Annotated in this window: 21 protein-coding genes and 1 tRNA gene; 3 read left to right on the forward strand and 19 right to left on the reverse strand. The window is 38.5% G+C overall.

Annotated elements, in window-relative coordinates; genetic code table 11:
- Both PK547_00885 and rlmN read right to left on the reverse strand, forming a co-directional pair.
- Nucleotides 1–1,128, reverse strand: a 1,128-nt coding sequence (locus PK547_00885; GenBank protein ID HPR91277.1) for a hypothetical protein, incomplete at its 3' end; no start/stop codon positions are given.
- A 78-nt stretch (nt 1,129–1,206) separates the two neighbouring features.
- Entirely contained in the window at nt 1,207–2,256 is a 1,050-nt protein-coding gene (gene rlmN / locus PK547_00890) for a 23S rRNA (adenine(2503)-C(2))-methyltransferase RlmN (GenBank protein HPR91278.1), read from the reverse strand.
- Nucleotides 2,257–2,448: 192 nt separating this feature from the next.
- On the opposite strand from rlmN, the gene PK547_00895 reads away from it, so the two are divergent.
- Nucleotides 2,449–3,129: a glycosyltransferase gene (locus PK547_00895; GenBank protein ID HPR91279.1), complete on the forward strand. Its 681-nt coding sequence runs from the start codon at nt 2,449–2,451 to the stop codon at nt 3,127–3,129.
- Nucleotides 3,122–5,206, forward strand: coding sequence for a 6-pyruvoyl-tetrahydropterin synthase-related protein (locus PK547_00900; GenBank protein HPR91280.1), 2,085 nt, complete (start codon nt 3,122–3,124; stop codon nt 5,204–5,206). The genes PK547_00895 and PK547_00900 overlap by 8 nt, the downstream gene beginning before the upstream one ends.
- 283 nt (nt 5,207–5,489) lie before the next feature.
- Here the strand turns inward: PK547_00900 and xseB are convergent, their stop codons facing one another.
- Genes xseB through PK547_00925 form a run of 5 tightly spaced genes read right to left on the reverse strand, consistent with a single transcriptional unit; the run spans nt 5,490 to nt 10,870 of the window.
- Nucleotides 5,490–5,729: an exodeoxyribonuclease VII small subunit gene (xseB, locus tag PK547_00905; protein ID HPR91281.1), complete on the reverse strand. Its 240-nt coding sequence runs from the start codon at nt 5,727–5,729 to the stop codon at nt 5,490–5,492.
- Nucleotides 5,730–5,768: 39 nt separating this feature from the next.
- Nucleotides 5,769–7,298, reverse strand: a complete 1,530-nt coding sequence (xseA, locus tag PK547_00910; GenBank protein ID HPR91282.1) for an exodeoxyribonuclease VII large subunit — start codon at nt 7,296–7,298, stop codon at nt 5,769–5,771.
- Nucleotides 7,299–7,301: 3 nt separating this feature from the next.
- Nucleotides 7,302–8,066 (reverse strand): exodeoxyribonuclease III, encoded by a 765-nt coding sequence (locus PK547_00915; GenBank protein HPR91283.1) that lies wholly within the window; start codon nt 8,064–8,066, stop codon nt 7,302–7,304.
- Between the two features lie 4 nt (nt 8,067–8,070).
- Nucleotides 8,071–8,673, reverse strand: coding sequence for a uracil-DNA glycosylase (locus PK547_00920; GenBank protein HPR91284.1), 603 nt, complete (start codon nt 8,671–8,673; stop codon nt 8,071–8,073).
- 28 nt (nt 8,674–8,701) lie between these two features.
- Nucleotides 8,702–10,870 carry a hypothetical protein gene (locus PK547_00925; protein HPR91285.1) on the reverse strand — a complete coding sequence of 723 codons (2,169 nt, stop codon included), beginning with the start codon at nt 10,868–10,870 and terminating at the stop codon, nt 8,702–8,704.
- Nucleotides 10,871–11,010: 140 nt separating this feature from the next.
- On the opposite strand from PK547_00925, the gene PK547_00930 reads away from it, so the two are divergent.
- Nucleotides 11,011–11,081: transfer RNA gene (locus PK547_00930), tRNA-Gln, on the forward strand.
- A 45-nt stretch (nt 11,082–11,126) separates the two neighbouring features.
- On the opposite strand, the gene dnaX is transcribed toward PK547_00930, so the two are convergent.
- The 12 genes from dnaX to PK547_00990 form a co-directional block, all read right to left on the reverse strand.
- A complete protein-coding gene (gene dnaX / locus PK547_00935; protein HPR91286.1) occupies nt 11,127–12,245 on the reverse strand; it encodes a DNA polymerase III subunit gamma/tau in 1,119 nt (372 codons plus the stop codon).
- A gap of 14 nt (nt 12,246–12,259) precedes the next feature.
- Complete coding sequence (locus PK547_00940; protein ID HPR91287.1) at nt 12,260–14,659, reverse strand: type IV secretion system DNA-binding domain-containing protein; 2,400 nt, start codon at nt 14,657–14,659, stop codon at nt 12,260–12,262.
- A gap of 26 nt (nt 14,660–14,685) precedes the next feature.
- Entirely contained in the window at nt 14,686–15,129 is a 444-nt protein-coding gene (locus PK547_00945) for a hypothetical protein (GenBank protein HPR91288.1), read from the reverse strand.
- A 49-nt stretch (nt 15,130–15,178) separates the two neighbouring features.
- A complete protein-coding gene (locus tag PK547_00950) occupies nt 15,179–16,075 on the reverse strand; it encodes a hypothetical protein (protein HPR91289.1) in 897 nt (298 codons plus the stop codon).
- 7 nt (nt 16,076–16,082) lie between these two features.
- Nucleotides 16,083–17,363: a serine--tRNA ligase gene (serS, locus tag PK547_00955; GenBank protein HPR91290.1), complete on the reverse strand. Its 1,281-nt coding sequence runs from the start codon at nt 17,361–17,363 to the stop codon at nt 16,083–16,085.
- Nucleotides 17,364–18,087: 724 nt separating this feature from the next.
- Entirely contained in the window at nt 18,088–19,584 is a 1,497-nt protein-coding gene (gene lysS / locus PK547_00960; GenBank protein ID HPR91291.1) for a lysine--tRNA ligase, read from the reverse strand.
- A gap of 83 nt (nt 19,585–19,667) precedes the next feature.
- On the reverse strand, nt 19,668–20,135 hold the full coding sequence (gene greA, locus PK547_00965; GenBank protein HPR91292.1) for a transcription elongation factor GreA: 468 nt from the start codon (nt 20,133–20,135) through the stop codon (nt 19,668–19,670).
- Nucleotides 20,136–20,248: 113 nt separating this feature from the next.
- Nucleotides 20,249–22,186 (reverse strand): penicillin-binding protein 2, encoded by a 1,938-nt coding sequence (gene mrdA, locus PK547_00970; protein ID HPR91293.1) that lies wholly within the window; start codon nt 22,184–22,186, stop codon nt 20,249–20,251.
- Complete coding sequence (locus tag PK547_00975) at nt 22,179–22,697, reverse strand: hypothetical protein (GenBank protein ID HPR91294.1); 519 nt, start codon at nt 22,695–22,697, stop codon at nt 22,179–22,181. Before PK547_00975 ends, mrdA begins: the two co-directional genes overlap by 8 nt.
- A gap of 2 nt (nt 22,698–22,699) precedes the next feature.
- The gene (locus PK547_00980) at nt 22,700–23,449 is read right to left on the reverse strand and encodes a rod shape-determining protein MreC (GenBank protein ID HPR91295.1); all 750 of its coding nucleotides are present in this window, start codon (nt 23,447–23,449) and stop codon (nt 22,700–22,702) included.
- A 4-nt stretch (nt 23,450–23,453) separates the two neighbouring features.
- Nucleotides 23,454–24,569 carry a rod shape-determining protein gene (locus PK547_00985; protein HPR91296.1) on the reverse strand — a complete coding sequence of 372 codons (1,116 nt, stop codon included), beginning with the start codon at nt 24,567–24,569 and terminating at the stop codon, nt 23,454–23,456.
- A 21-nt stretch (nt 24,570–24,590) separates the two neighbouring features.
- Nucleotides 24,591–25,688 (reverse strand): M50 family metallopeptidase, encoded by a 1,098-nt coding sequence (locus PK547_00990; protein HPR91297.1) that lies wholly within the window; start codon nt 25,686–25,688, stop codon nt 24,591–24,593.

Consider the following 25,688-nt stretch of genomic DNA (forward strand, 5'->3'; position numbering starts at 1 on the left):
TATTTGAAATTTAACTTTGAAATTTTGAAATTCTTGAAAACTTTCAAAAATAGGTAAAGCGTAAAGAAAATAACCGCCATTATTGTGATTAGATATCTCCTGGGTTAAATCGATTTCTCCTAAATTTTGCCATTCATTATGATAAAAATAGCTAATAACTATTTTCCCATCCGTTTGTTTCTCTCCAGCTAAAGAAAACCTCAATTGAACGTTTTGAGAAACCATTTGATTAAAAACGTCCTCTCCCAAATCAAAACCAGATAAAATTAATGCAGAGGAATTTAACCCTTCTTTTTTATCAATCTTGGTCTCTGGTACTGTTGAGGTTGAAGTCTTTAAATCAGTAGAATTTGTGGTCTCTAAAACTGTCTCGTCAGTATTTTTCTCTGACAGTGTAGAAGTAGGTGTAGTAATACCTTCTTCTATTACTGCGGGCTCAGTGGTAGTTTTTGTAACAGTTGTTTCAGGAGAATCTATTGCTGCAACAGGAAGGGTAAAGGTAGTAGAAGCAATTGTAGTTGTGGTTGTAGTCGCAGTGATTGTTGTTGTGGTATCAATAGTAGTAGTTTCCTCTACAATAGTTGTTGTTTCTTCTGCTTTGACCCAAGGGACAAAAAAAGAAAAAATATTCCCAAGAAAAGATATTGGTGAAGTAGTGCTAGTAGTTGACTCGATATTATTTACTGCTGGAGTAGTGATTGTCGTCGTCGGTTCGATGTTGTCTACTACCGGAATCGTACTTGTCGTCGTTGTCGTCGTTGTTGCCGTTGTCGTAGTCGTAGTTGTAGTTGGTACGGTATTATTCAAGATTGTTGTTGCTGTTTCTTCTAGTGTCGTAGCACTTGAGCTATCTAGGGTCGGAATATATGTTGACCCTTGGATAAAGGCAGAATTATTGTCATTAAAATCTCCTATAGATGCATCCTCTGATAAATCTTGATTAAAAACATTTTGAGGATTCTGCCAAGTAACATCACCAATGGATTCTATAGAATAGTTAGAGGGTAAAATTTTTATTTGCTCATCAGCTTTTACAAATTTTTTTAAACACGAGCCTAAAAAAACCAGACCGCAAAGACCTGATGCGATGATACCAAAGGTAATTAAAAATTTTCTGTCTACGTGCATCAAAAATGGAAACCTAAAGATTTGTGAGATAACTAATTATTATAACTCAGTGGTCCGGGTTTCTCAAATAAAAAAATGTCAATCTGAAAGATTACGACCCGCCAATTGCCCGCAAGCTCCACTAATATCTCTTCCAAAACTTACCCTGCGCGTCCAATTGATTTTATTTTTTGAAAGAATATCTTCAAATATTTTTAAAGTATTAGCATCGGGAGTTTTAAAGGTATCCCAATGACCATAATTATCTTTTGTGGCATTATAAACGATCAAGTTTACCATACTGAGCCGCGAAATATTTTTATATTTACCAATAAGTTCAACCAATGTCTCTGCTTGTTTTGGGCTATCGTTAAGTCCTCCCAAAAGCAAGTATTCTATCATTAACTTTCTGTTGGTTTTTAGTACGTAATCATCTAGAACGGGCATTAATTGCGCCAAAGGATAGGTTTTATTTATAGGCATAATTTTTGAACGCAAATCATTGGTAGGCGCATGCAGAGAAATAGCCAAATTAACTTGCCAAGTTTCTTTGGTAAAAGTTTCAATTCCAGGAACAATTCCGCTAGTGGAGACCGAGATATGTCTTTGTCCTAAATTAAAACCGTCTTTATCGTTTAAGAGTAAAATGGCTTTTTTGACATTATCATAATTCAAAAAAGGCTCCCCCATTCCCATAAAGACTACATTAGTAACCCTCTCTCCTTGAGATTTAAGATAGCGAGCAAAAGACAAAACCTGCTCGAAAATTTCATATTGAGTTAGAACCCTTTTGAAGCCCAAGTGGCCAGTAGCGCAAAAAGAACAATTAATTTGGCAACCGGCTTCAGTGGAAACACAAATTGTTCTTCGTCCGTCTTCATGTTTAATGAGGACACTCTCAATAGCAAGTCCATCAGCCGTAAGAAACAAGCGTTTAATAGCGCCATCAGCCGCCTTTCGTTCTGTTTTCAGAGTCAGTTCATTAAACGGAATAAGTTTAGCTAAACTCTCTCTTAGCCCTTGCGGTATATTATCAATAAAATTAAAGCCGTCTTTCAGGTCTCTATAAATAGCTAATTTAATCTGCTGCAACCGATAGGCAGGCTCTCCTAATTCTTCTAAGATTTTTTGCAGTTTGTCCCAATCCATAAAAATGAGTATAACATAGACGCTACAGAAAAATTCAGTTTATAAAGTTCTTAGAGTTCTTGGAGTTTATAAAGTAAGATATCTTAAAAGTCCAAAGTCCAAAGCTCAAAATTTAAATGCTAAAGGAAAGTTTCTCTTGTCAAAAAGGCCTGAAACAGCTAAGATAAATTTATTCTGTTTTTATCGGCTTAAATGAATTTCTCTCTTATTTTACCAATATATAACGAAGAAAGGAATATCGATTCGGCTGTTTCCCTCCTTTTGCAAAATTTTCCAGAAACGGAGCTTATTTTAGTTAATGACGGCAGCACAGACGCGACTGCTTCAATTTTAGAAAAATATGCTAAGACCGCCAAGGTTATAAACTACGCTCGTAATATGGGCAAGGGCTATGCTATCAAACAAGGCGTCCTGGCGGCTACGACAGACTATATAATCTTTTGTGATGCCGATATTCCTTTTGGTATTAATGGTATAAAACAATTAGTGGAAAAGTTAGAAATTAATCCTGGCTTAGACATCGTAATTACAGAAAAAATTAAACCTACCGAAAGCTTTGTTTATCATTTAGCAAAGCAAATTGTGAGAAAAATAATTTTTCTCCTCACCGGCTTAAAATTTAATGATACCCAAGCAGGGCTGAAAGGTTTTAAAAAAGAAGTCGCCAAAAAGATATTCTCCCACAGCTTTATTAATCGCTTTGCCATAGATATTGAAATCCTTTATTTAGCTAAAAAATTCCAGTACTCAGTCGGCACCATATCTATGCCAGTCACGGAGAACTACATGCGTTCCAGCAAATTTACAATGAAGGAAGGTTGGTATCTATTTAAAGACATATTTAAAATTTATTTTCACCATTACAATGTTTAAACAATTGCTAAGCAAAGCAACCCGTGCCAACGGCCCAAAAGACAAAAGAAAAATAAATGAAATACTTTTAACCATTTTTGTCTTTGCTTTCATTTATATTTTTATCTTCACCGCCATTCCCGCTAAATATCTATTTACCAATACCGATTTGGCCGGAGGTGATACTGGTTCTCATATCTACATCCCCTGGTATGCTAAAGAGATATTTCCTAAAATAAAATGGTGGTCACCAGATTGGTACAGCGGTTTCCCCTTTCTCTATTTTTATCCCCCGCTGCTTTATACTGCCACTGTCATGCTTGGTTTTGCGCTCCCATTGGCAATAAGCTTCAAATGGATAACTTTCCTGTCCATTGCCGTTTTTCCTATAGCTGCTTATCTTTGTTTGAAATTTCTTAAGGTTGATTTCCCCGGACCACAAGCAGGAGCAGCTTTCATTACTCTTTTAATGTTCTTTGAAGGTTTTAATACTTATGGCGGAAACTGGCCCAGTACTTTAGCTGGTCAATTTTCCCATACCTTCAGTATTGCCATATTTTTTGTATTCATTGGATTGATGTATAAGGGCATTAAAGAGAAGCGTTACTTGGTTGCCAACGCTATTTTAGGCGCAGCGGTTATTTTATCCCACCCCATTTCGGGACTTTTTCTTATTGCCCTAGCGCCATTCTTTCTTTTGATTAATGGCAATTTTAAAGAAAAGCTAAAATATATCTTCTTCACCTATGTAGGCATTTTCCTCTTGTCAGCTTTTTGGACTTTAAGCATGGTCTGGTACAAGGGCTATTCAGGAACCATGAGTTGGACCAACGAAGTAAAGTGGAGCTTGATTGCCCCCAAACTCTGGTTAGGATGGATTATATTAGCTTCACTGGGAATTATATGGCTTTTTATTAAAAAGGATGATCGGATGAGAATTATGTTACCAGTAGCCATTGGTTCAATGCTTCTCTATCTCTTCTTAAATCACACCACCGTTTGGAATACTCGTTTTCTTCCTTATTACCTGTTTAGTCTTCTTTTAATGGCTGCCTATGGTTTTAGTCTGATAGGACGAATCAAGCTCTTCAAAAAGAACTTGTGGCTCCTCGATATTATTCTTATTCTGACTTTAGTCATTACCCTAAATTACACTAAGAAGGAAACTTCTTATACTGCCTCGTGGTTCAAATGGAACTATGAAGGCTATCAGGTTAAAGATAATTATCAGGACTTAGACAGCTTATATTATTTCCTAAGAAGCTTGCCGCCCGGACGAGTGATGTGGGAATACAGACCAGAATATGATAAGTATGGCACCCCGCGCGTTTTAGAAACCATTCCTATGCACACTGGCCACCCCACTTTTGAGGGATTGCTCATAGAATCCGGTTTAACTGGTCCCTTTCACTTCATTAACCAAGCCGAAACTACCAAAAACCCCACCACCGCTATTGCCGGTTTTGAATATCCACCATTTGATTTCACAAAAGGCATAAAACATTTGCAAGCCTCAGGCGCAGAATATTTTGTTGCCTATACAGAGGAGATTAAAAAGTTAGCCAATGATAATCAAAACCTTACTTTCCTGCAAAATACCGGCGCTTTTAATATCTACAAGGTAGCTAACGCGCCTCTGGTAGAACCGATTAATAATTTTACCATCAAAACCAAAGCTAAAGACTGGTTAAAAGAGGATGCCGTTCCTTGGTATAAAAATGGCGATTTAAAAACACCAATTATTTTCACCAGCTCGCAAGAGGAAAATAATATGTGGCAACAATTGCTTTCTTCGGCTAGACCCCAAGGACAAGCAGCTACTAAGATAGTTGCTACTAATGACTCTTTGAGTTTTGACGCGCCAGTAATAGGTATTCCCTATGTGGTCAAAATATCCTATTTTCCCACCTGGAAGGTTAGCGGTGCCAGGGGCCCCTATTTAGTCTCGCCCGCTTATATGGCAGTGATACCCACTCAAGAGCATGTTACTCTAAAATTTGGTTATGGCCCCATTGATTACATTGGCTATGGCCTTACCCTCCTAGGCGTTCCTTATATATTATTTGCTATTAAAAAAGGCAAAAAGAAAGATAATTAAGGAAGCCGAGGAGAAAACAAAAAAAGAAGGGTTTGAACCCTTCTTTTTAATATTTATAGAGATATGAAAAGAAAACAAAAAGGACCCTTGCGGGACCTAATTGTTACTTGGCAGCTCTTGCGAACTACTAAGCTATTATGAGTTTAGCAAATTAGAGGGTTTTGTCAAGCAGGCCTAAAGGAGATTGCCTGATTGTTACTAAATGGCGTCAAAGCCCATGGATACTGATTTAAAGACCAGCGGCTGCAAGTAATGGAAAAAGTTATCCACAGTCAGCGTTATTTTAAACCAAAACATTATTATTATTTTCATTTTTGCCCTTCTCTAACTCTTGGCTTAAGGATTTAAAAGTATTCTCCGCTTTGGCAATTTGTTCTCGGCAAAATTTAATAATCTCAATGCCTTCTTTAAATTTGTCTAAGCCTATCTCCAAGTCAATATTGGGGCTGTTCAATTCGGAAGTTAAAGCATCTAATTTAGCGAGCGCCTCCCTAAGGGTTATTTCTTTTTTCTCTGTTTTCATAAAATATATAATATTAAATAATTTATTATCTTTAATAATTTAAAAGTCAGCTTTAATTTTTTCTATTCTAGATTCTGCCGAGCCGTCTTTTACTTTGAGCTTCACTATTTCCCCTATCTTTAAATCATTCGCGCTTTTTACCAAATGATTGGCCTCATCATAAATCAAACTATAGCCTCGTTGTAATGGCTTTTCTGGATTCATCTCGGCAAAAATTCTAGCTTTTAAACTTAATTCTTGCTTCGACAGCTCTAAAACATTTGTCACCTTGCTAGATAAAACTTTTTCTGCCTGAGACAGCTGGCTGTAAAACTCTTGAATTTTAAACCGATAACTATTCAAAACATTCGCGAAAGCGCTTTCTTTTAAACGCCAACTTCCGAAAATATTAGTTAGGCCAGTTTTAAGGGTAACGGTTTTGTGGTCAAGCAATAGACTCTTGCTATAAAGATTATTTTCTAAGCTTTGTTTCAGCGCAAATTCGCTTTCCGCCAAAGTCTGCAGAATTTCTTCGTATTGGTTTCTGAAGTAGGCGGCTACAGCTGTAGGAGTAGAAAGACTTTTATCTGCCACCATATCAGCGATACTTAAATCTTTTTCGTGACCGATACCGGTAATTACAGGGATACGAGAATTAAAAATAGCTTCAGCTATTTTTTCGGAATTAAAAACTTTAAGATTCTCGACGCCACCACCACCTCTAATTAATACTATGGCATCAAGATTGCCCTTCAGATTAAGCGTATGCAAAGCTTTAATTATTTCCCCTTCCGCTAAATCACCCTCTACATGAGTATCTATTTGCCAAATAGTGATACCCCAATCACCTAAATTTTTTTTAAAATCAGTAATAGCTGCTCCCGTTTCCGAGGTAATCAGACCAATTTCTCGTACCGGCATCGGTATAGGCCTTTTTCTCTCCGGAGAAAAATAACCCAGTTTTTCTAACTTGACTTTTAATAATTCTAAAGCCTTTTGCCAAGCCCCTTGTCCAACCGGTTCTATCTTCTCCAATCTCAGGTTAAAACGACCTGTTTGGTAAAGACTGGGGCGGCCAGTCACAATTACCTCTAAACCGTTTTCCAATAAATAACTATAATTTTCAAACTCCTGAAACCCCAAAAAGCAATTAATAACGTAATTATTAAAATTGGAATCTTTAAGGTCAAAATAAGCCTTATCTCCTTTAAGACTCAAACCGCCAATCTCGCCCTTGACCGCCACTACCCCCAAACCCCCTAAGGCTTTATTGGCTAGGCTCATAAATTCAGCAACAGTAAGAACCAAAGATTTAGCTCCCGCGCTTGCTGGCTCGGAAATGGTATTCTTTTCCCAAGCATTGCCAGTATCGCTAGAAGAAATTAGCGCTAGATATTCTTGGCCGTAAGCGGCTATTTTCTTTTGCCCCCAACCTTTAATATTTTTTAGTTCTTCTAGATTGGTAGGTCGCGAAGCCGCGGTGCGTTCCAGGGTATCATTACTAAAAACATAAAAAAGAGCTTTGCCTTCCCGGCGAGCTATTTCCTCTCTTTTTCTTTTAAATAAATCTAATAATTGTCTATCATCCATATGCTAATTTTTAATGTCCAAAAGGACTGGACAATGGTCAGAGCCTTTAATATCGTTCAATATTCGGCAATCTTTAACATCTTTAATGCAATCATTATTAACAAAAAAATAATCTAAGCGCCAGCCAACATTTCTCTCTCGGGCAGCGGTTCTGTAGGCCCACCAACTATATTTAATTTCCTGAGGGTGCAAGTAACGAAAAACATCAATGAAACCGCCTGCTAAAAACCTGTCCAGCCAATGTCTTTCTATCGGTAAGAAGCCTGTATGTTTTTCGTTATCCTTGGGCCGAGCCAAATCTATTTCCTTGTGAGCGGTATTAAAATCGCCGGCTAAAATTATTTTCTCTTGGCGCGCTAGCATAGGTTGTAAATAGGCCGCCAATCTGTCAGAAAAATCCAATTTGTAATCAACACGGCTCAGGTCTCTTTTGCCATTAGGGATGTAAACAGAGAAGATATTGCAGTGGTCAATCTTTATTTGGGTAATTCTTCCCTCCTTCTTAAACTCTTCGTCAGTTATCGGTATAACGCTAGCTTTAATATTATTTTTGTATAAGATAGCTGTTCCGCTATAGCCAGCTTTGATGGCAGAATTCCAAGCTATTTTATAGTCCTTGAATTCTTGGTCTAATTGCCCCATTTCTTTATCCCCGATTTTAATCTCTTGCAAACAAATGATGTCGGGGTCATAAGTCTCTATCAAGGGTAACCAATGATGACGCAAAACCGCCCTTAAACCATTTACATTCCAGGTAATAATTATCATATAATTAGGGATGGGTATCCAGTACTTCTTTAATAACTTGAAAATCTTTTTTTAGGTCATCAAACATGTGACTATTGTAAACCGCTACTGCAGGATGATAAAGAGGCACCACCGTATAACTTTTACCAGTTTGCTTGCTTTTCACTGCAAATTTCTTTCCTCTTAGTTGGCTAATACCCAATTGGCTTTCCGCCACACCGAATTGCTCAAGGATAAAATGAGTCGCATAATTGCCTAAAGTGCCTATTACTGTTGGCTCTATAATATCTATTTGCCTTAAAAGGTAAGGAGTACAGGCTAGAATTTCATCTACAGCTGGCTGGCGATTTTGAGGAGGACGGTCTTTCAAGATATTAGCAATATAAACGTTATCTCTTCTGATGGCCACCGAGGTCAAAAGAAGGTTTAGCACTTGGCCAGAACGTCCACAAAACGGCACGCCAGTTTTATCTTCATTAGCGCCAGGGGCCTCCCCAATAAACATGATTTGGGCGTTATGATCGCCCTGACCGATGACTGGTAGGGTACGGGTTTTATACAACTCGCATTTTTTGCAATTAATTACTTCCTCTTTAATGGCTAATAGTAAATTGTCTTTTGGGTCCATAATTATCCACCAAAACTTTTCTGATAAACTAAAGCTTATTAATTTTCACTGTATACACAAATTGGTCTCCTTCTAGTGAAGCAAGCACATAAGTGTCACCATTTTTTAAAATGGCTTCCGGCGGAGGGGCAAAAACTAATCGGCTCTGGTCATTGTGGGTTAAAGTCAGCTCTTTGGCTAGGACTTGCTCACCTGCAGGCATATATAAGAGAATAAGATGTTTTCCGGAATCGAGGCTAACTTGTATTTTGGGATTGCTTAGAGAACATGATATAAATCCTGTATTGAATGCCCCTCGTCCTAAGATTTTATCTATAGCACCCGTTTTTAATAATACAAAAGTTAACTCCAAAAGGCTAATCATGACAAAACCAATCAAAATCGTTTCCCAATAAAGGGACAAAAAATCTCTGAGGCCGATCGGCAAAGAACTTTTGGGAAGAGGGGTAGTGGTAACAGTTGCGTTGCTGGACTTAGAACTGGGGTCATTTATTAGAGCAGAACTCGCGCTCTCCAGGGTACTGGTCGTCTGAGGAAGAGAAGTTGTCGACGTTTCGTCGATAATTATAGTAGAGCTGGCTTTAGTCTCTGTGGTTGAAACAGCTAAAGTAGTAGCAGTGGTAGAAGTAGAGGTAGTAGCTGCAGCCGTAGAAACAGTAGGAACAGTTATATTTACAGATATGGGTTGCGCCTTGGTTGTGCTGGTAGATAACAATGTAACTGCAGTCGTGGGCATTATCTTTGTTGTTTGAGTGGTAGCCTGAATCTCAGCCATAGTCGTTATAGTTGTTGTGGCTTGAGATATTGTAGAGGTAACTATTACTGGCATAGTGGTAGAAGAAGTTGTTGTCTTGGCTGATTGTAAAGAGGTATCAGCAACGGTTATAGGAACGGTAGCAGTGGGTAGGGTGATAGTCGCTAGAGGCTGTCTTGTTACCCTTAAACTGTACATTCTTAAGTCGCCATTTTGGGCTCTGACTGAAATAGTTTTCAATTGATTAAGGTTTAAACTGGTACCGCTGAGGGGCTCAATTTCAGAATAAGGGTCTGATTCCGCCATAATCGTTACATTAGTTAAGTCGGCTTTGAGGGGAAGAGTTAAATTAACCACATTTATTTGATTATCAATAATTGTAGCGCTCTCATATTCTTTAACCCTGAAACTCAATAAAGTATTCAGGGAGCTTTTGGGGGCCTCGACGACTGTAACTGTGTAAGTAGTGGTAGATCCATTTTCGGCCATGACTGTATAAATAACCGGCTGGGAATAATCTCTTGCCTGCTCTGGCTGGGGTGCTAAAGAAGCCTTAGACGAGATACTGATAGTAGGTTTTAAATTCTTAAGGTCTACCCCATTGGGTACCTGTATTTTTATGGTATGGTTTTGCTGGTCAATCGTGCCTACGCTATTAAAATCTGGAAGAGTAAAGGCAATTATTTCTTTCTCAGAGCTTTTTATTAACGAATGATTTAAAATTTTTACCTTGCCCAAATTTGTTAATATTTTAACAAGAAAATTAGGTGCCTTAGTCGTTGAAGGAACGTCGAAATTATCATTAGAATTGTTAATCAAAGTAGTAGTACTTTTTAAGTGACCGGCTAAAGGTTTTTTAAATAAAGAGAATAACCGCGCTAAGCGTATATTAAAAGTTTGCCACCAGGATTGAAAAGTTGTCATCTTCTCTCCTAAAGTCGTGGTTACTGCTAAAGTAGTTATGGGGATACTTACCGTGGTAGGCGCTACTATAGTAGTATTGGTAGTCGCAGGCTCTCCTGGTAGTGTAGTAGAAGGAATAATTACAGCTTTGGTAGTCGCAGTGGTTGCAGTGGTTGCAGACAATGTCAAATTTTTTATCCAATCAAGCCGCGCTTCTCCACTATGCGCATTCAAACCGATTCTGGCATTGTAATCAAAAAAATAGTTCTCTTCTTCTAGCGTATGGTCAACTAGTTGATTCAAGCGTGCCACTGCTCGTTTCGTGAGGCGACCATAAAAACCAGTCACTAGTCCTTCTGGGTAAATAATCGGATTTTGCTTTAGAAGCAATTGCAAACATTCTACTCGCGTATTGAAATAACCAGGATAAAGATTGCTCAGAAAATTTAAGTTGCTGCAACTCGGCAATAACTGCTCTTCCTCTGCCGGGGTAAGAACGGTGGGAACATTTGAAATAGCAAAACTAATAGACGTTGGCATTAAAGTTGCCAAAAATAAAATACAAAAAACGCCTTTAGTTATTTTTATAAGATTACGCCCACTCATGTATGTATGCCTAAAAACTGTTAGCAAAGAATATTCAAATTAAAAACTTTTTATGCTATATTGACCCTATGCTTTGCGGGATCGTCTAACGGTAGGACATGGGCCTCTGGAGCCTAGTATCTTGGTTCGAATCCAAGTCCCGCAGCCTTTTGAGTTCATGGCTTCAAGCGAATCAAGCAAAAGAGAAAAATTAAGCGCTTTTTTCTTGAGGATTGATACCAACGCTATCGATAATAGCTAATTCTAAAGGCAGGGTAGCTAACCCTGCTTTTTTGGTTCGGGATAATTGGTCCATCAATGCTTTAATAAAAGATTCTATTTGGTCTGCAGTTGCTCTTGCAGCCTGTTTCTTTAAAGTATCCAGCTCCTCATCGGTAGTTTCTCTGCTAATCAATTGTTCCGTTGCAGGAGAAACTTTTATCAATAATAACCACCTAAAATAATCTAACAAGGCGCGGCTCAATTCATCAAGATTATAACCTTTCTCATTTAAATCATTGACCATTTGAATTGCCTTGCCAATATCTTTATCGAGAATAGTCGCCGAGAATTTACTTAAAGATGAGAAATTTATAGAACCTAAAATTTTTTGCAGAGCATCCAAGGTAATCTTATCCTTTCCGAACATAGAGGCCACCTGCCCCAACACTGATTCCGCATCTCTCATTCCCCCATTGGCATTGCTAGCAATCAATCTTAAAGCATCGTCTTCTATCTGCAAGCCTTCCTTCTTGGCTACCATTTGGAGTTCGTGAATAATATCTTCAAGGGCAATGCGTTTAAAGTCGTAACGCTGCACTCGAGATAATATAGTGGGCAAAAACTTCTCTGGCTCTGTACTGGCCAAAATAAAAACTGCATAAGAAGGCGGCTCCTCCAAGGTTTTGAGCAAGGCATTAAAAGCGGATTTACTTAACTGGTGGGCTTCATCAATAATAAAAACTTTGTATTTAAATTTAACCGGAGGAAATTTGATGTTTTCTATAAGCTCCCTGATATCGTCTACCCCTGTATGAGAAGCGGCATCAATTTCTATGATATCCAAATTAGTGCCATTTTCCGCTGCCAGACAAGACTCGCATTCATTGCAGGGTTCAAAACTGCCAGCTTTTCTATTTTGACAATTAAGCGCTTTAGCCAAAAGCCTGGCCGTAGTAGTTTTACCTGTCCCCCGCGGACCAGCAAAAAGATAAGCATGAGAAATCTGCCCTTCTTTAATAGCCTTTGTTAAAACCTTAACCGTAATTTCTTGGCCAGTTATTTCCTTAAATAAACGGGGGCGGTATTTGCGATAAAAAACTAAAGACATGACATAAGTTTAAATTAATTCATACGCATACGGTCTGACATCTGCAAATCTATTTCTGTTCTGGGTCGCCCATATTTAAGAGCTGAGAGTTCTTTCATTAGGTTTGCCAGGGTCAAATTTCCTGGCTTTGGTTTAAAGGTTTTATTCAGACTAAAGGGCTCCGTAGTGGCATTATTAACCATGAGGCGAGCATAAGCTTTAAAGTTGTCCAAGTTGACTAAATCATAAGCGTTGACCACGGGACCAAACTCCTTGAGAAGAACTTCTGTATCCATAGGGCCGACTCTGTAGGTAATTAAGCTGCCTACATTGCCAAAAACAGCATTGCGAATATTTTCCGTTAATTGCCCTATATATTGATGGGCAATAGTTAAATTGAGATGATATTTCCGAGCCTCAGACAAGATGGTGGCAACGCTATCGGTGGTAATATTTTGAAATTCATCTAAATAAAGATTGAAATCCTGCCTTTGTGATTCTTCCATATCGGCTCTGGCAAAGGCAGCCATCAGAATACGACTCACTATAATCATACCTAAAATCTGGCTGTTAATATCTCCTATTAGTCCTTTGGACAATTTAACGATAAAGATTTTACGATTATCCATAATATCCCTGAAATCTATTGTCGAGTGTGATTGTCCCACAATATATTTTATTAATTCGTTCGAGAGAAAGGGACTCAGTTTAGAATTAATATATGGAGCCATATTGGCTAGGGAAAAATCTCCACCGGCTTTTTCAGCTTCCTTGATCCAAAATTCTTTGACTAAGGGGTCATTGCATTTCAAAAGAAGATAATGTCTAAAGTCAGGATTAGTTAACACTCTCACCACTTCCATTAGTGTATAACCAGCTTCGGGGTCGCTTAAAAGCAGAAGAAGGATGTTTCTAAAATATTGTTCAAACATAGGCCCGCCCGTGGTTTTAAGATCGTAAATCTTTCCAATAATACTTAAAAGCTCGTTAATGACAAAATTTTTCTCCTCTGGCCGATTAGAATTAATTTCTAAAAAATTCAAACCAATAGGATGTTCGCCGTCAGCTGGATTAAAGACAATTACATCTTGAGCTCGTTCTTTAGGAATATGGGCCAAAATATCTTCTGCATCATCACCGTGTGGGTCAATATAACAAACACCTTTCCCCTGCTCAATGTCTTGGATGATCATCTGCTTGAGTAGCGTAGTTTTACCTACGCCGGTTTGTCCAATAACATAAACATGTCTGCCCCTATCCTTATCAAGCAAATGTACTGGAGTAACCGCTCCCCGATAGACATTCTCTCCGAGAATAATCCCCCCTTCTTTAATTAAATTATTTGGGGCCATAATAGCTTTGGCCTTAAGCCATTTTATACTTGGAGTGTCAGTACAAGGTAAAGGAAAATGCCAAAGACCGGCTAATTCTGCAGAGTTAAGAATTATTGCCTGTTTTTCGTCTGGCAACCTAAAAGCAAAATTATAAACTAATCCCTTTAAAGCTCTCTCACGATTTTTCCATTTAGTGATGTTGAAACTATTGCTATTAGCTGACATAAATTGAGAAAAGCCCGCTGCTAAACTATCAACAATATCTTCAGCCCTGAGAGAGGTTTCTGCTGAAGCTAAAATTCTTATATTGGCAGTCAATAGCGGCCGATTTAGTTTTTTCTGGACTGTTTCTATAAGACCTTGATCGATAACTTTATTCTTTTCTTTTTCTTGTTTATCTTTTTCTATTTGTTCTGCGCTCCGGTTATCCAAAATGGACTTAGCCAAAATTTGACCGACGCTTTCTCCTTTAGCATCTTTGAGAGTTTTTCCCTCTCTTAATAATTGTAAGACGCTTTGCACATACTTTGACGAAGCAGCACTTGCCGGACTAGTTACCAATTGGATAGCGGCTCCCTCTTTACCAAGAGCCACTCTTTCCAAAGCGTTACTGAGAGAGTTCAATGGGTCATTTTCTAATTCTTGATATGACCGCAAAGGGATAGCGTAGTCCTCGCGCAAAGTTAAAACCGCGCCTACTGTTATACCGTTCTCTTGAAAAATTGTGTAATCTTTAGATACCTCTATCTCTGCGTCTGGGAAGAAACCGTTAATTTGCTTTATTATTAAATCGGCATCCTTTTGGGGCACAGCCACATAAAAAGCAATTTGATCAGAATCGGTAGGTACTGCCATTTCCCAAAACAAGGGCTTTTTATAGTTGGCCAAACTCCCAAGTAGCTGGTCAAAAAGACTAATAAACTCAGCTGGTTTCTTTTTAGCGGCCTCCTCAGGAGAAGCTTTGGGCATCAAAACTTGCAACAATCTATACTCCATAGCGCCTGCTAATGAGCGTTTTTTTCTCCATTGCAAAAACAAAATCAGAAAAATGATTAATCCGATTGCAGCAAAAGAAACAAAATACAGATTAAGAATATTCATACTATTTAGAGTCTGTGACTATGCGTTTAATGCAACAAATTTTTGTCACCCTTGGCTATTTCCACGGCGCCATCATGTAGAGCATCTAGTGAATAAAAATCCCCGTTGCGTCGCAACTCTTGGGCGCCCTCATAGACTAATTTATAAAATGTTGGCATATCATCAGTCGCCTTAGCCCGCCATTCCTTAATATTCTGCAGAATCTCTTCTAACCTTTGATTTCTGTTTTCGAATTCTACGGGCAAAATATTTTCAGCTGCAGCTAAGGTTTTTTGCGAAGAAGACACTATTTCCTCTTGATTCCCCGGTAAATCATTAATAGCGTCGGCGATAGCACGCGAAGCCATTTCTTCCGGAGAGAATTTCAAACTTTCTGGCTCGATAGCCCCCGTTTCTATTGGCAAAGGCTTGGTAGTCTCCGGAGAAGAATAAACGTCCTTAGATAGGTTATTTAATTGGGAATTTAACATAGAAGGCATATAAAAATCATACCCTATTCACGGTTTAAAAACAACTGTATTAACGACGGAAAAACCCGTCGGGTATATAATAAATTTTAGGATAGAAGCAAAAATTCATGCTAGCCAACCCCTGCCATTGAGGGTTATTTTTAGTCTGAATTTGCAACTCTTTTACTACTTGCAGGATTTCACTCGCGTCATCGCTAGGTTTAAAAGTAAAATGAAAGCCCAAATTAGTCGTAGCGGAAAAGCACTCTAGGGAACTTTCATCTAATGATATTTCCCGATAACTAAGAATAGTTCCCTGGCATTGGTGGAACCAAGACCGAAGATTATTAATAATCTCTGGCGGCACAATAGAGGAACCCACTGTGATTGGTTGGGAAGTTTCTTTAAATTGCCCTTTCAGCAAAAAATAATCAGCATAAACAGGGTCCTGTAAAAGGGTCTGCTTGTCATTTATAGCCAAGTCTTTAAAATAAAGGCCATTTTCGTCTATGAACCCGCATTTACTGTCATTGCACCAAAGAGCTGTAACCACTCTTTTACTTAAAGAAAGATTCAGGGTTTGCCGCCACCAATCAAAATCAATGTGGCTATCTGAATATTCTGGAAAATTTTCTTCAAAACCTTTTTCTAGAGCATCGAAATTTTGGAAGAGACTGTTTTTGTCATTATACGAAAGCTCCTTTAAAAAGCGAACATACAACGGCCCCATATTCAGCCAGCTTCGGCTTTCTAAAGACGTTGTCAAAAAATTCATCACAGCCTGCCTATCGGCAGGGTCTTCGCCAGAAAGATTGATTTGTTTTATTTTAAAAATTGGAGAAAAAAAGATAATCCATATCACTCCAATTAAAAAACATAAAATAAAGAAGAAAAAACAAAACCACTTAATTTTCTTAAGAATTTTTCGTTTGCGTAAACGTTTTTTTCTATCAGTAGTATTAACCATACTACGTCTAAACCTTGCGCACAATTTCTTTCATACCCCCCATATAAGGTTGTAAAATCTCTGGAACTTTAATATTCCCCTCTGCTGTTTGATAATTTTCTATAATAGCAATGAGCGCTCGGCCAATAGCAAAAGCGGTGCCATTGAGAGTATAGGCAAAATGCAATTCTTGGTCTTGAGGGTCACGGTAACGAATATTCAAACGACGCGATTGAAAATCGGTACAATTAGAAGTAGAGTGCGTTTCTCGATATTCGCCTTCCCCATTGTTTTGACCAGGCAACCAGGCTTCAGTATCAAATTTAGCTGCTGCCGGATCGCCTAAATCTCCGCTGCAAATGTTTAAAACCCTATAAGGGATTTTTAACGCTTGCATCAGCTCCTCTTCCATGCGTAAGAGAAATTGGTGCTCCTCGGCTGCTTCTTCCGGTTTAGTAAAAACAAACATCTCAATCTTATCAAATTGGTGTACCCTCAAGATGCCTTTAGTATCTTTTCCGTAAGAACCTGCTTCTCTTCTAAAACAAGAGGAAAAGGCCGCGTAGCGCAAGGGAAATTTATTATAATCTAGGACCTCATCGCTATGCATAGGACCTACCATTTGCTCGGCCGTGCCTACCAAATATAAATCGTCTTTGGGCAAATAATAGATTTCTTCCCCGCCTCTTTCGACATATCCCATCCCTTCCATCAATTTGGGTTTGAGCATAACCGGAGTAATCAAAGGAATAAATCCTTCTGTAGACAATTTTTGAAAAACAAATTGTAAAAGAGCGAATTCCATCAAAGCTAATTCATTCTTTATAAAGCCGAAGCGAGAGCCAGAGGTTTTGGCGGCTCTTTCAGTATCAATTAAATCTAGTTTTTCGCTTAAACTTACATAATCTTGCGGTTTAAAATCAAATTTAGGCTTATCGCCCACTTCTCTTAAGACAAAGATTTTCTTTCCCGTAGGGTCTACTGGCACTGTATCCAAGGGGGGGTTGGGAATAAGTCTCATGATTCTTAAAAACTCAGCATCCGCGACAGAAGATTTATCCTCTAATTCTTTGAGTGAAGTTTTAGCATTTTTAAGGAACTCCAAATCAGCTGGCTCTTTTTGACCTTGAGCCATTTTCTCTTCTATGAGCGATTTCTGATGCCTTAAATTATCTATTTGGGTAACCAATTCTTTGCGATTGTCATCCGCTTCTATAACCTGGTCTATAAGAGAAGCGTCGCTGCCCTTATCAATAAGTTTTTGTTTAAGCAGCTCCTGGTTATTGTGAATGTATTTTATATCCAGCATATAATTTCTTTTAGTTACGATATGCCCTATTATATAGCAAAAATGCTTTCGAGACAAATAAAAAAGAGCGCCCTCACATGCGAAGGCGCCCGTAAAAATAACCTTTCAGTATTGCTCATACCTCTTCCAGAGGGAAAGGTATCCCCAATTACCAGCCCAGGAGAAAAAAGACATCATCGCAGGTCTCAATGCTATTGGCCAGATGTCAATAAGGAGCGCAATTACACAAATGGTAACTATTAGATCGCGAAGACATAGTCGTTCTTTCTGCAATTCCCGGTCCATCTGCTCGTCAAAGGATACCATCAAATTATTGCCATTTAACAGTCGCTTGTTCTCCGAATCTTGTTCCTCTGCGCATGAAGACAACTCTTTGTCAAAATCACATATAGGCAGCATATTATTCCTCCTCTGATTTAGCTGCTTAGCAGCTACGACCCCCCATTCTCATAACGAGAATGGTCATTCTTAAAAACGTCCTACGACGAATGTTAGTCACCAAACTAGAGAATTACCATTTTTGGCAGAAGACATGATTATCTCCCGCATGCGTTTAATCCTCGCATTTGTAAGTAGGTATGATATATAGAGCTAGTTTAGAAACTGTGACAAATACTTGTAGTTAAAACAACTATAAATACTTGCCACGGTTATCGTTTTAAAAGGACTAGGGAAACTGATCCTGTTGTATTAAACCACTAGCAAACAAGACTGTCAATACAGTCTAATCATTATTCTTGGTGGCAGGAAAGAACACTGTTTCCCTCACTGGCCTATCAACAATAAAGGAAAAAAACCTTTCTGATAAACCAAAACCAGCCGTAGGTGGCATTCCGTATTCAAGCGCTTCTATGAAATCTTCATCTATCATTTGAGCTTCTTTATCCCCGCTTTCCCTTAGTTTCATTTGTTCTTCAAATCTAGCTCTCTGGTCTAAGGGGTCATTAAGTTCCGAAAACCCATTGCCTAATTCGGCCCCAGCCACTAATACCTGAAATCTTTGGGTCCTATTATGGTCATCAAAAAATGATTTGGCTAAAGGAGAAACTTCAATGGGGTGGTTAATTAAAAAACAGGGTTGGATTAAGGAAGGACGACAAACTTTTTTATAGATTAAATCGATTAACCTTCCTTTGCCCAAATTGGAGGCAGGATTAAGTTTTAATGCGCTAGCTTTATTATATAAATCTGTATCTGTGGCAATTTTAAGGTCTAAGCCAGCCTTCTCCTTAAATAATTCGTAATAATCCACTTTGGGCCAGGGTTTAGACCAATCGATATTTATACCATTGTAGGTTGTTACTAAACTACCCATAACCCTCTCCACTACAAACTTATACATCTCCTCGATAAAAACCATCAGTTTATTGTAGTCAGCATAAGACCAATAAAATTCCATCTGAGTATAGTCCTGCAAGTGTTGCGCATCGATACCCTCATTTCTGAAAACTCTGCCAATTTCAAAAACCCTTTCAAATCCGCCAACAATCAATCTCTTAAGCGCTAGCTCCAAGGATATCCTTAAATAGAAATCCTTATTTAAAGCATTGTAATGCGTCATAAATGGCTCTGCGTCGGCGCCGCCAGGGATACTTTCTAAAACAGGCGTTTCTACTTCTAAAAAATTATCTTTCTTGAGAAACTCTCTGATAGCATCCCAAAAAATAGTTTTCTTATAAAACAATTCTCTGGTCTCCTTATTCATAATCAAATCTAAATACCTTTTCCTGAGGAGTGTTTCCGTGTCCTTTAAGCCATACCACTGAGTAGGTAATGGTCGTATCGCTTTCGTTAAAAGAGTAACTGTTTTGGCGAGAATGGTTTTTTCACCCACTTTAGTTATAAAAACGGTTCCCTCTATTTCTACATAATCGCCTATATCTAAATGGTCTAGCCAAAATTTTAGCTTCTCCTCGCCTATTTCATCTGCCTTGAGAAGCAATTGTAACTCCCCTTTTTCATCTTTAAGGTCCATAAAAACGAGCTTTCCATGTGGTCGAATCGAAAAAATTCTTCCAGCAGTAATGATCGTAGTGGCAGATTTTTCTAATTCATCAAATCGCTCACTGACTTGGGATAAATCGAACTGTCTATGGGAAATAGCCGGATAGGGGTCAATATTGTTTTTTCTTAAATCAGTGACTTTAGAGATTCTAGTTTGCCTTAAATCTTCTAGGGGCATAGGACAAAAATTAAAGTTTAAAAATTTGAATTTTTCCACCTTTAGTTACAATACCTCCTCGAGTATACCATAAATACGAAGCCGTCTCAACTAAAAACAGGGTAACAAACCCTGTTTTGAGGCTATTTTATTTTAAGAATCTTATAAGTAGTTTCTCCTTTGGGCGTTTTTAATTTGACAACAGCCCCCTCACTTTTCCCTAAAAGTAACTTCCCCAGAGGAGAAACATTAGAAATTTTGCCAGTCAAAGGATCGGCCTCTTCTACGCCTACTATCATAAATGTTTTTTTATCTTTTTTGGTCATATCCTCAACGTCTACAGTAGCGCCCACCGTTATTATGTCTAGCCGATGGTTTCGAATAGGGGTCGCCCTTCTAATAAGGTCGCTCAATTCCTCAATTCTACCCTCCAAAAAAGATTGAGCGGTACGCGCTTCTTCATACTCAGAATTTTCAGAAAGATCGCCCAGTTCTTTGGCCTCCTGAATCCTTCTCGCCAATTCTAGACGTTTATGCTTGATTAGTTCTTCGTACTCAACCTTCATCTTTTTGTAGGCTTCATCAGTAACGTAATACGGTTCCAGTGCCATAAAATTTAGTTAAAGCAATAAAAAAATATATACAAAGATATATATTCCTCAAAATTTATTATGCTTCATTATACAAAACTTAGGTCAAAAGTCAAACTTTTTGATTTTACAAATTAGAGACCTTTGGCATAACGGTTTTGATTCCACCAGTCCAGTACTTTCCCCACCACAGGAATAGCTACGGCTGAGCCCTCCTTAGGACCTTCAAACAAAACAAGAACCGCAATTTGTGGGTCTTCATAGGGAGCATAAGCGACAAATAAGGCATTAATTTTTTGTCCGCCAGAGACTTGGGGTGTCCCCGTTTTACCTGCCAAAGAAATTCCTAAATTATTTAGGGAAACCGCTGAACCCTCAGTTACCACTGCGCGCATTCCATCTTGAACAATGTGAAAATAATTTTCAGGTAAATTTAATTTTGTAGTTAATTGAGGGTCTTGGGTTTTTATGACGTCTTCGCCATTTTTTATTTGTTTCACTAAATGCGGCTGCCAAAAATTACCATTCTCGGCTATGGCTGAGATATAAGACAATAAAGCCAAGGGTGTTACCTGCAAATCTCCCTGGCCTATACTGATATTATAAGTATCACCGAGATGCCAAACCGGGTCATTGGGGCGAGTTTTACTAAGCAAAGCCTCATCGGCTAAAACACCGGTGCTTTCCCCCGGCAAATCAATCCCGGTCAATTTATCCAGTCTAAATAATTGCCAATACTGCTTTATTCTATCTTTGCCTAAGCCAGTAACACTGCCATAACCACCGCCAACAGTATAAAAATAAGTATTGCAAGAAACGGCTAAAGCTTTTCTTAAATTCACTAATCCATGACCATCTAACTTCCAATCTCTAAATACACTTTCTTTACTAGGGTCGTAGGGATTGGGAATTACTACTCTGCCCTTATCTATTATATTGTCTTGGGGCGGAATAATTTTTTCATTCAAAACAGCCATAGCCATCAGCGGCTTAATGGTGGAACCGGGAGAGTAGAGGCCGCTAATTGCCCTATTAAACATAGGATGATTAGCGTCTTGAAAAATACTTTGAATAACACTGGCACTACCGCCTTGGCTGAAAATATTGCTATCGAAACTGGGCAAACTTACCATGGCTAAAACTTCTCCATTTTTGGGATTCATGGCAATACCGACTGCTTTTTTAACTCCCAAATTAATCGTAGACTCCTTAAGCGACGTATACAAGTAATTCTGTAATTCGCTATCAATAGTAAGAACCAAATCAGAGCCATTTTGAGGTTTTTTCTCTCCAATTGGCTGCAATGTCTTTTGACGAGCGTCTACTTGATAATATTCTTTGCCAGAAACACCATGTAAATAATTCTCATAGGATTTTTCCAATCCCATTTTCCCTACCAAATCTGATAAGGGATAATGGCTATATTCGTCCACTTCCTTGGGAGTAATTTTCCCCACATAACCTAAAACAGTGGCATCAGCTTCACCACCAGAATAAGAGCGCGACCAACTGGGTACTATGGAAAAACCAGGAAAATTGTTAGAAATTGGCTCAAATTTTTGTATTTCTTCCTGGCTTAAATTATTTTTTAAAATAATGGGGTCAATGCTTTTACTTTTTACTACCTTGGTGTCCCACCAACTGTCTTCCTTAGCTAAATTGAAAAAGGTATTGACTTGGGTAAAAAGATTTGATTTAGCCGTAGCATCTGTAGGTAAATCTGCTGGCATAAGCATTAAACTATAAGATTTAATGTTATCAGCTAATTTGGTGCCATAGCGGTCATAAATTATCCCCCTAGGCGCATTGATTATTTTATAGCGAGTGGCATTTCCTAAAGCCAAATTTTCAAAGATGCTAGACTTCAAAACTTGACTTTTGAAAGCCAGAAAACCATACACTATACAAACTCCCAAAACTAAGAACCTTAACAACAAAATAGGTTTACGACTAATATCAGCCTCTAAGTGTTCAAAATTATCCGAAACATCAGTAGAATTAGCTGCCATTTTGTCCATCAAAATTTCTTCCGGTTCCAGCTGATAGTAATTTTTCTCTCGCCGCTTAAACATTTCTTCCCCAAGAGGGTTTAATTAATTTTATGACAATGAAACAACAACTAAAGTCTACCACAAGGTGTATACAGGCGGTAATAAAATTATAATTGGAAATTAACGGGTTAATAAAATTTGTAAAGAGAAACGGACCAACAATCCAAAAACAACTCAAAAAAATAAAAATATCAATTAGTTGTGTAGGCACAGTTTTAATGTTGGCTAAAACTAAACTTCCTAAAATAAATAAATTCCCTACCAAGAAACCGATGGCATAATAACCAAAAGCAGCTGCCCCCAACCAGGTATCTAAAAATATGGTTAGGGGGACCATCATCAGGAAAACCACAGGAAAAATCAAATCTCGTTCCCCCAAACCAAAACACAAGACAACTAAATAGGCAATAAGACTGACAGTGGGCCAATAGTAAAAACCCGTCAGGCCTACCAAGCTATGATTAATCAAAATCCCGCCTAAAATAACAGCCCAGCCAATCACAAATAATAAAACCTTTGCTCGTATAGACATAATTAGTTCTTGCTAGGTTGCATAAGAACCTTAACCATCAAGGCGTCGTTTAAATTCATTAATGGCTCCAGATAATAAGTTTGATTGATGGTATCGGCCTGCGCTACCTTGCCAATAATTAACCCTGCTAAATATTCTCTATTGTCTGCCGTAGAGACCAAAATATCATTAATTTGAACATCGCTTTTTAGTTGCAAATAATCCAAATAGAATTTCCCTTGCGCGTTAACGGTGGCTACTCCCAAAGATTTAGACCGAAGGTCTACAACACTAATCTTGGTTTTGGGACTCAAAAGGTTTTTCACCAGGGCGCTATGGGAATAAACGCTGTCTATTACCCCGAGAGCGTTGTTAATTTCGCCCACCACATTCATTCCTACTTGCAGACCGTCATTGGCGCCTTTATTTATCCAGAAATAATTGCCAGTATTGGTAATATCGCTTTTCAGAATCCTCGCTTCCAATCCATTAATTTCGGCGCTGTTATGAGACAAACCAGCCAGGTTGTTCTGGACATAGTTAACCACTAAATTCTTGTTTTGTATTTTTACATTGTTGTAATCGTTAGTAAAAGCGATCAAATGGAAAAGATTGTAAAACCAAGTATATTGGCCATTTAAGGAAGAAACAAATAAATTAGCGCTTACTAAATGCCTATCTAAAAATAGTCTTACCGGTTTCCACATCAAAAGCAGAGACAATAAAATCAAAACAATAATAGCTAGTTGTAATTTCTTTCTTTGGGCGCTCATGGGCTTAATAATTTATTTTAGAGTCTGCTTCGTTAATATCTATCAAAACAGTATCTAAGCCGTGCCGATTGTTTATAATCCGCACCATTCCCTTAATCACCGCCAAAGTGGGGTCTTCTATCAAGTGAACCGGCAAATCTGTTTCAGCTGCTATGAGTTTATCTAAACCATTAAGCAAGCTTCCCCCACCAGCCAAGATAATGCCCTTATCCATAACATCAGCCACCAATTCGGACGGGGTGCTTTCTATCGTACTTTTGATGCTTTTTATAATAGTCTGTAAAGAACCGCTAATAGCTACTCTCACATCATCATCGGTAATTTTAACTTCCTTGGGCAAGCCGCATGTTAGATCTCTACCTTTAATGGGCATACTCTGACGAGTACCGGTTTCAATAGCGGAACCAATAGCCAATTTTATCTCTTCAGCGGTCGCTTCCCCAATAGCCATTTTGAATTTGTCGCGAACATATTGAATAATATCGCTATTTAATTTATCCCCGGCTACTCTCACGCTACGAAATACCACCACTCCTCCTAACGAAATAACTGCCGCTTCGGTAACGCCACCGCCAATATTTACCACTAAATTACCACCTGGCTCTAAAACAGGAACACCTGCCGCAATCGCTATAGCAATTGGCGATTCGACCAATTTTACTTCATGGGCACCAGCATTTCGGCCCACATCTTCTACGGCCTTTTTTTCTACTTCAGTTCCTCCACAAGGAATGTTAATAACGGCCCGGATTCTCCTGAAAGGTAAAAAATTTAAACCATCACTTTTCTGCAAAGCTAACTTGCTAAAAAAGGCTTTAAGCATTTTCTCGGTAATCTCAAAGTCAGAAATCACTCCCCCATTTAAAGGTCTGACGGCAGAAATATGTCCCGGAGTTTTACCCAACATAAGGTAAGCCTCGTTGCCAATAGCAAGAATCTGACCGGTTTTTACGTTTACGGCAGCAACCGAAGACTCTTGAATTTCTATTTTACCCTCTTTTGAAGCAATGAGAGTTTTGGTGGTGCCCAAATCTATGGCTACGTCTATGAACCAATTTTCAGGCCAATGGAAAAAAGAAGTTTTTTTGACAGAAGAATCGGGCTGAGAATCTTTAGGCATAAGAATATTTTAAAATTGTATTTATTTTATAAGGAATGAGAACAAATGCAGATGGATTATATCTTTAAGGGCAATAACCAAAGAAAGACCCAACAATAAAAGCATGCCAATCCCATTAATCGCTTCCACAACCTTTAGGGACAAAGGCTCTTTTCTTATCTTTTCCACTATAGCCAGAACCACGCGCCCCCCATCTAATGCTGGCAAAGGCAGAATATTCACAATAGCTAGGTTAGTAGATAAGAAGGCTAAAAAGTTAAAGAAGTAACGCCAACCTATATGAGCCATTTGGATACTTAATGAAGCTATTCCGATTGGCCCCGTAACTTGAGGAGTCACCTTTTTGACAAACCAATCTTTTAAGGCCTGAACCAAACCCACAATCATTTCTTGGCTTAAAACTGCCACATGTTTAAATCCCTCCCCAATAGCTCTCAAAAATGGATATCTGTAATAAGCTAGCTCCATTAAAGACACTCCAATAGGACCAACATCCTCGGCATGATTAATCCTGGGGCTAACTTTAACAGTTACAATTTCGCTGCCCCTTCGAATAATTAAATCTAAATTAGAAGTTGCGTTTTCTTTCACAATCGTCTGGAAATCAGTTATTCGCTCGGGAACAAATTCTTGCCCCTTAGCATTACTTACCTTCCAAATAACATCACCCACTTTCAATCCAGCTATTTGGGCGGGAGACTTTTTTTCTATGCTAGTAATAACGATTTCTGCCTTTTGGCCAGGGAGTAAAGTTTCGTTCGAAACATCCATGGGAAAACCAACGGCAAAAAGAAGGGAAAAAATTAATCCGGCCACTAATAGGTTTACGCCCACCCCGGCAACGAGAATGCTTATTTTTTGCCCAAGGCCTTTAGCGGCGAAACTACGATTATTTTCGCGAGCTTCCCCTTCTTCTCCTAGAATACGCACAAAACCTCCGATAGGAATGGCATTAACAGAGTAAACTGTCTCACCAATTTTTTTGCCGAATATTTTGGGAGGAAAACCAATACCAAATTCCTCCACCTTGACCCCATTTTTTTTGGCTGCTAGAAAATGGCCAAATTCATGAGCCATAATAAGAAAACCGAAACACAAAATAAAAATTAAGAGTATCAT

The organism is Candidatus Paceibacterota bacterium (assembly GCA_035404205.1).
GTDB lineage: Bacteria > Patescibacteriota > Minisyncoccia > UBA6257 > JAVHQB01 > JAVHQB01.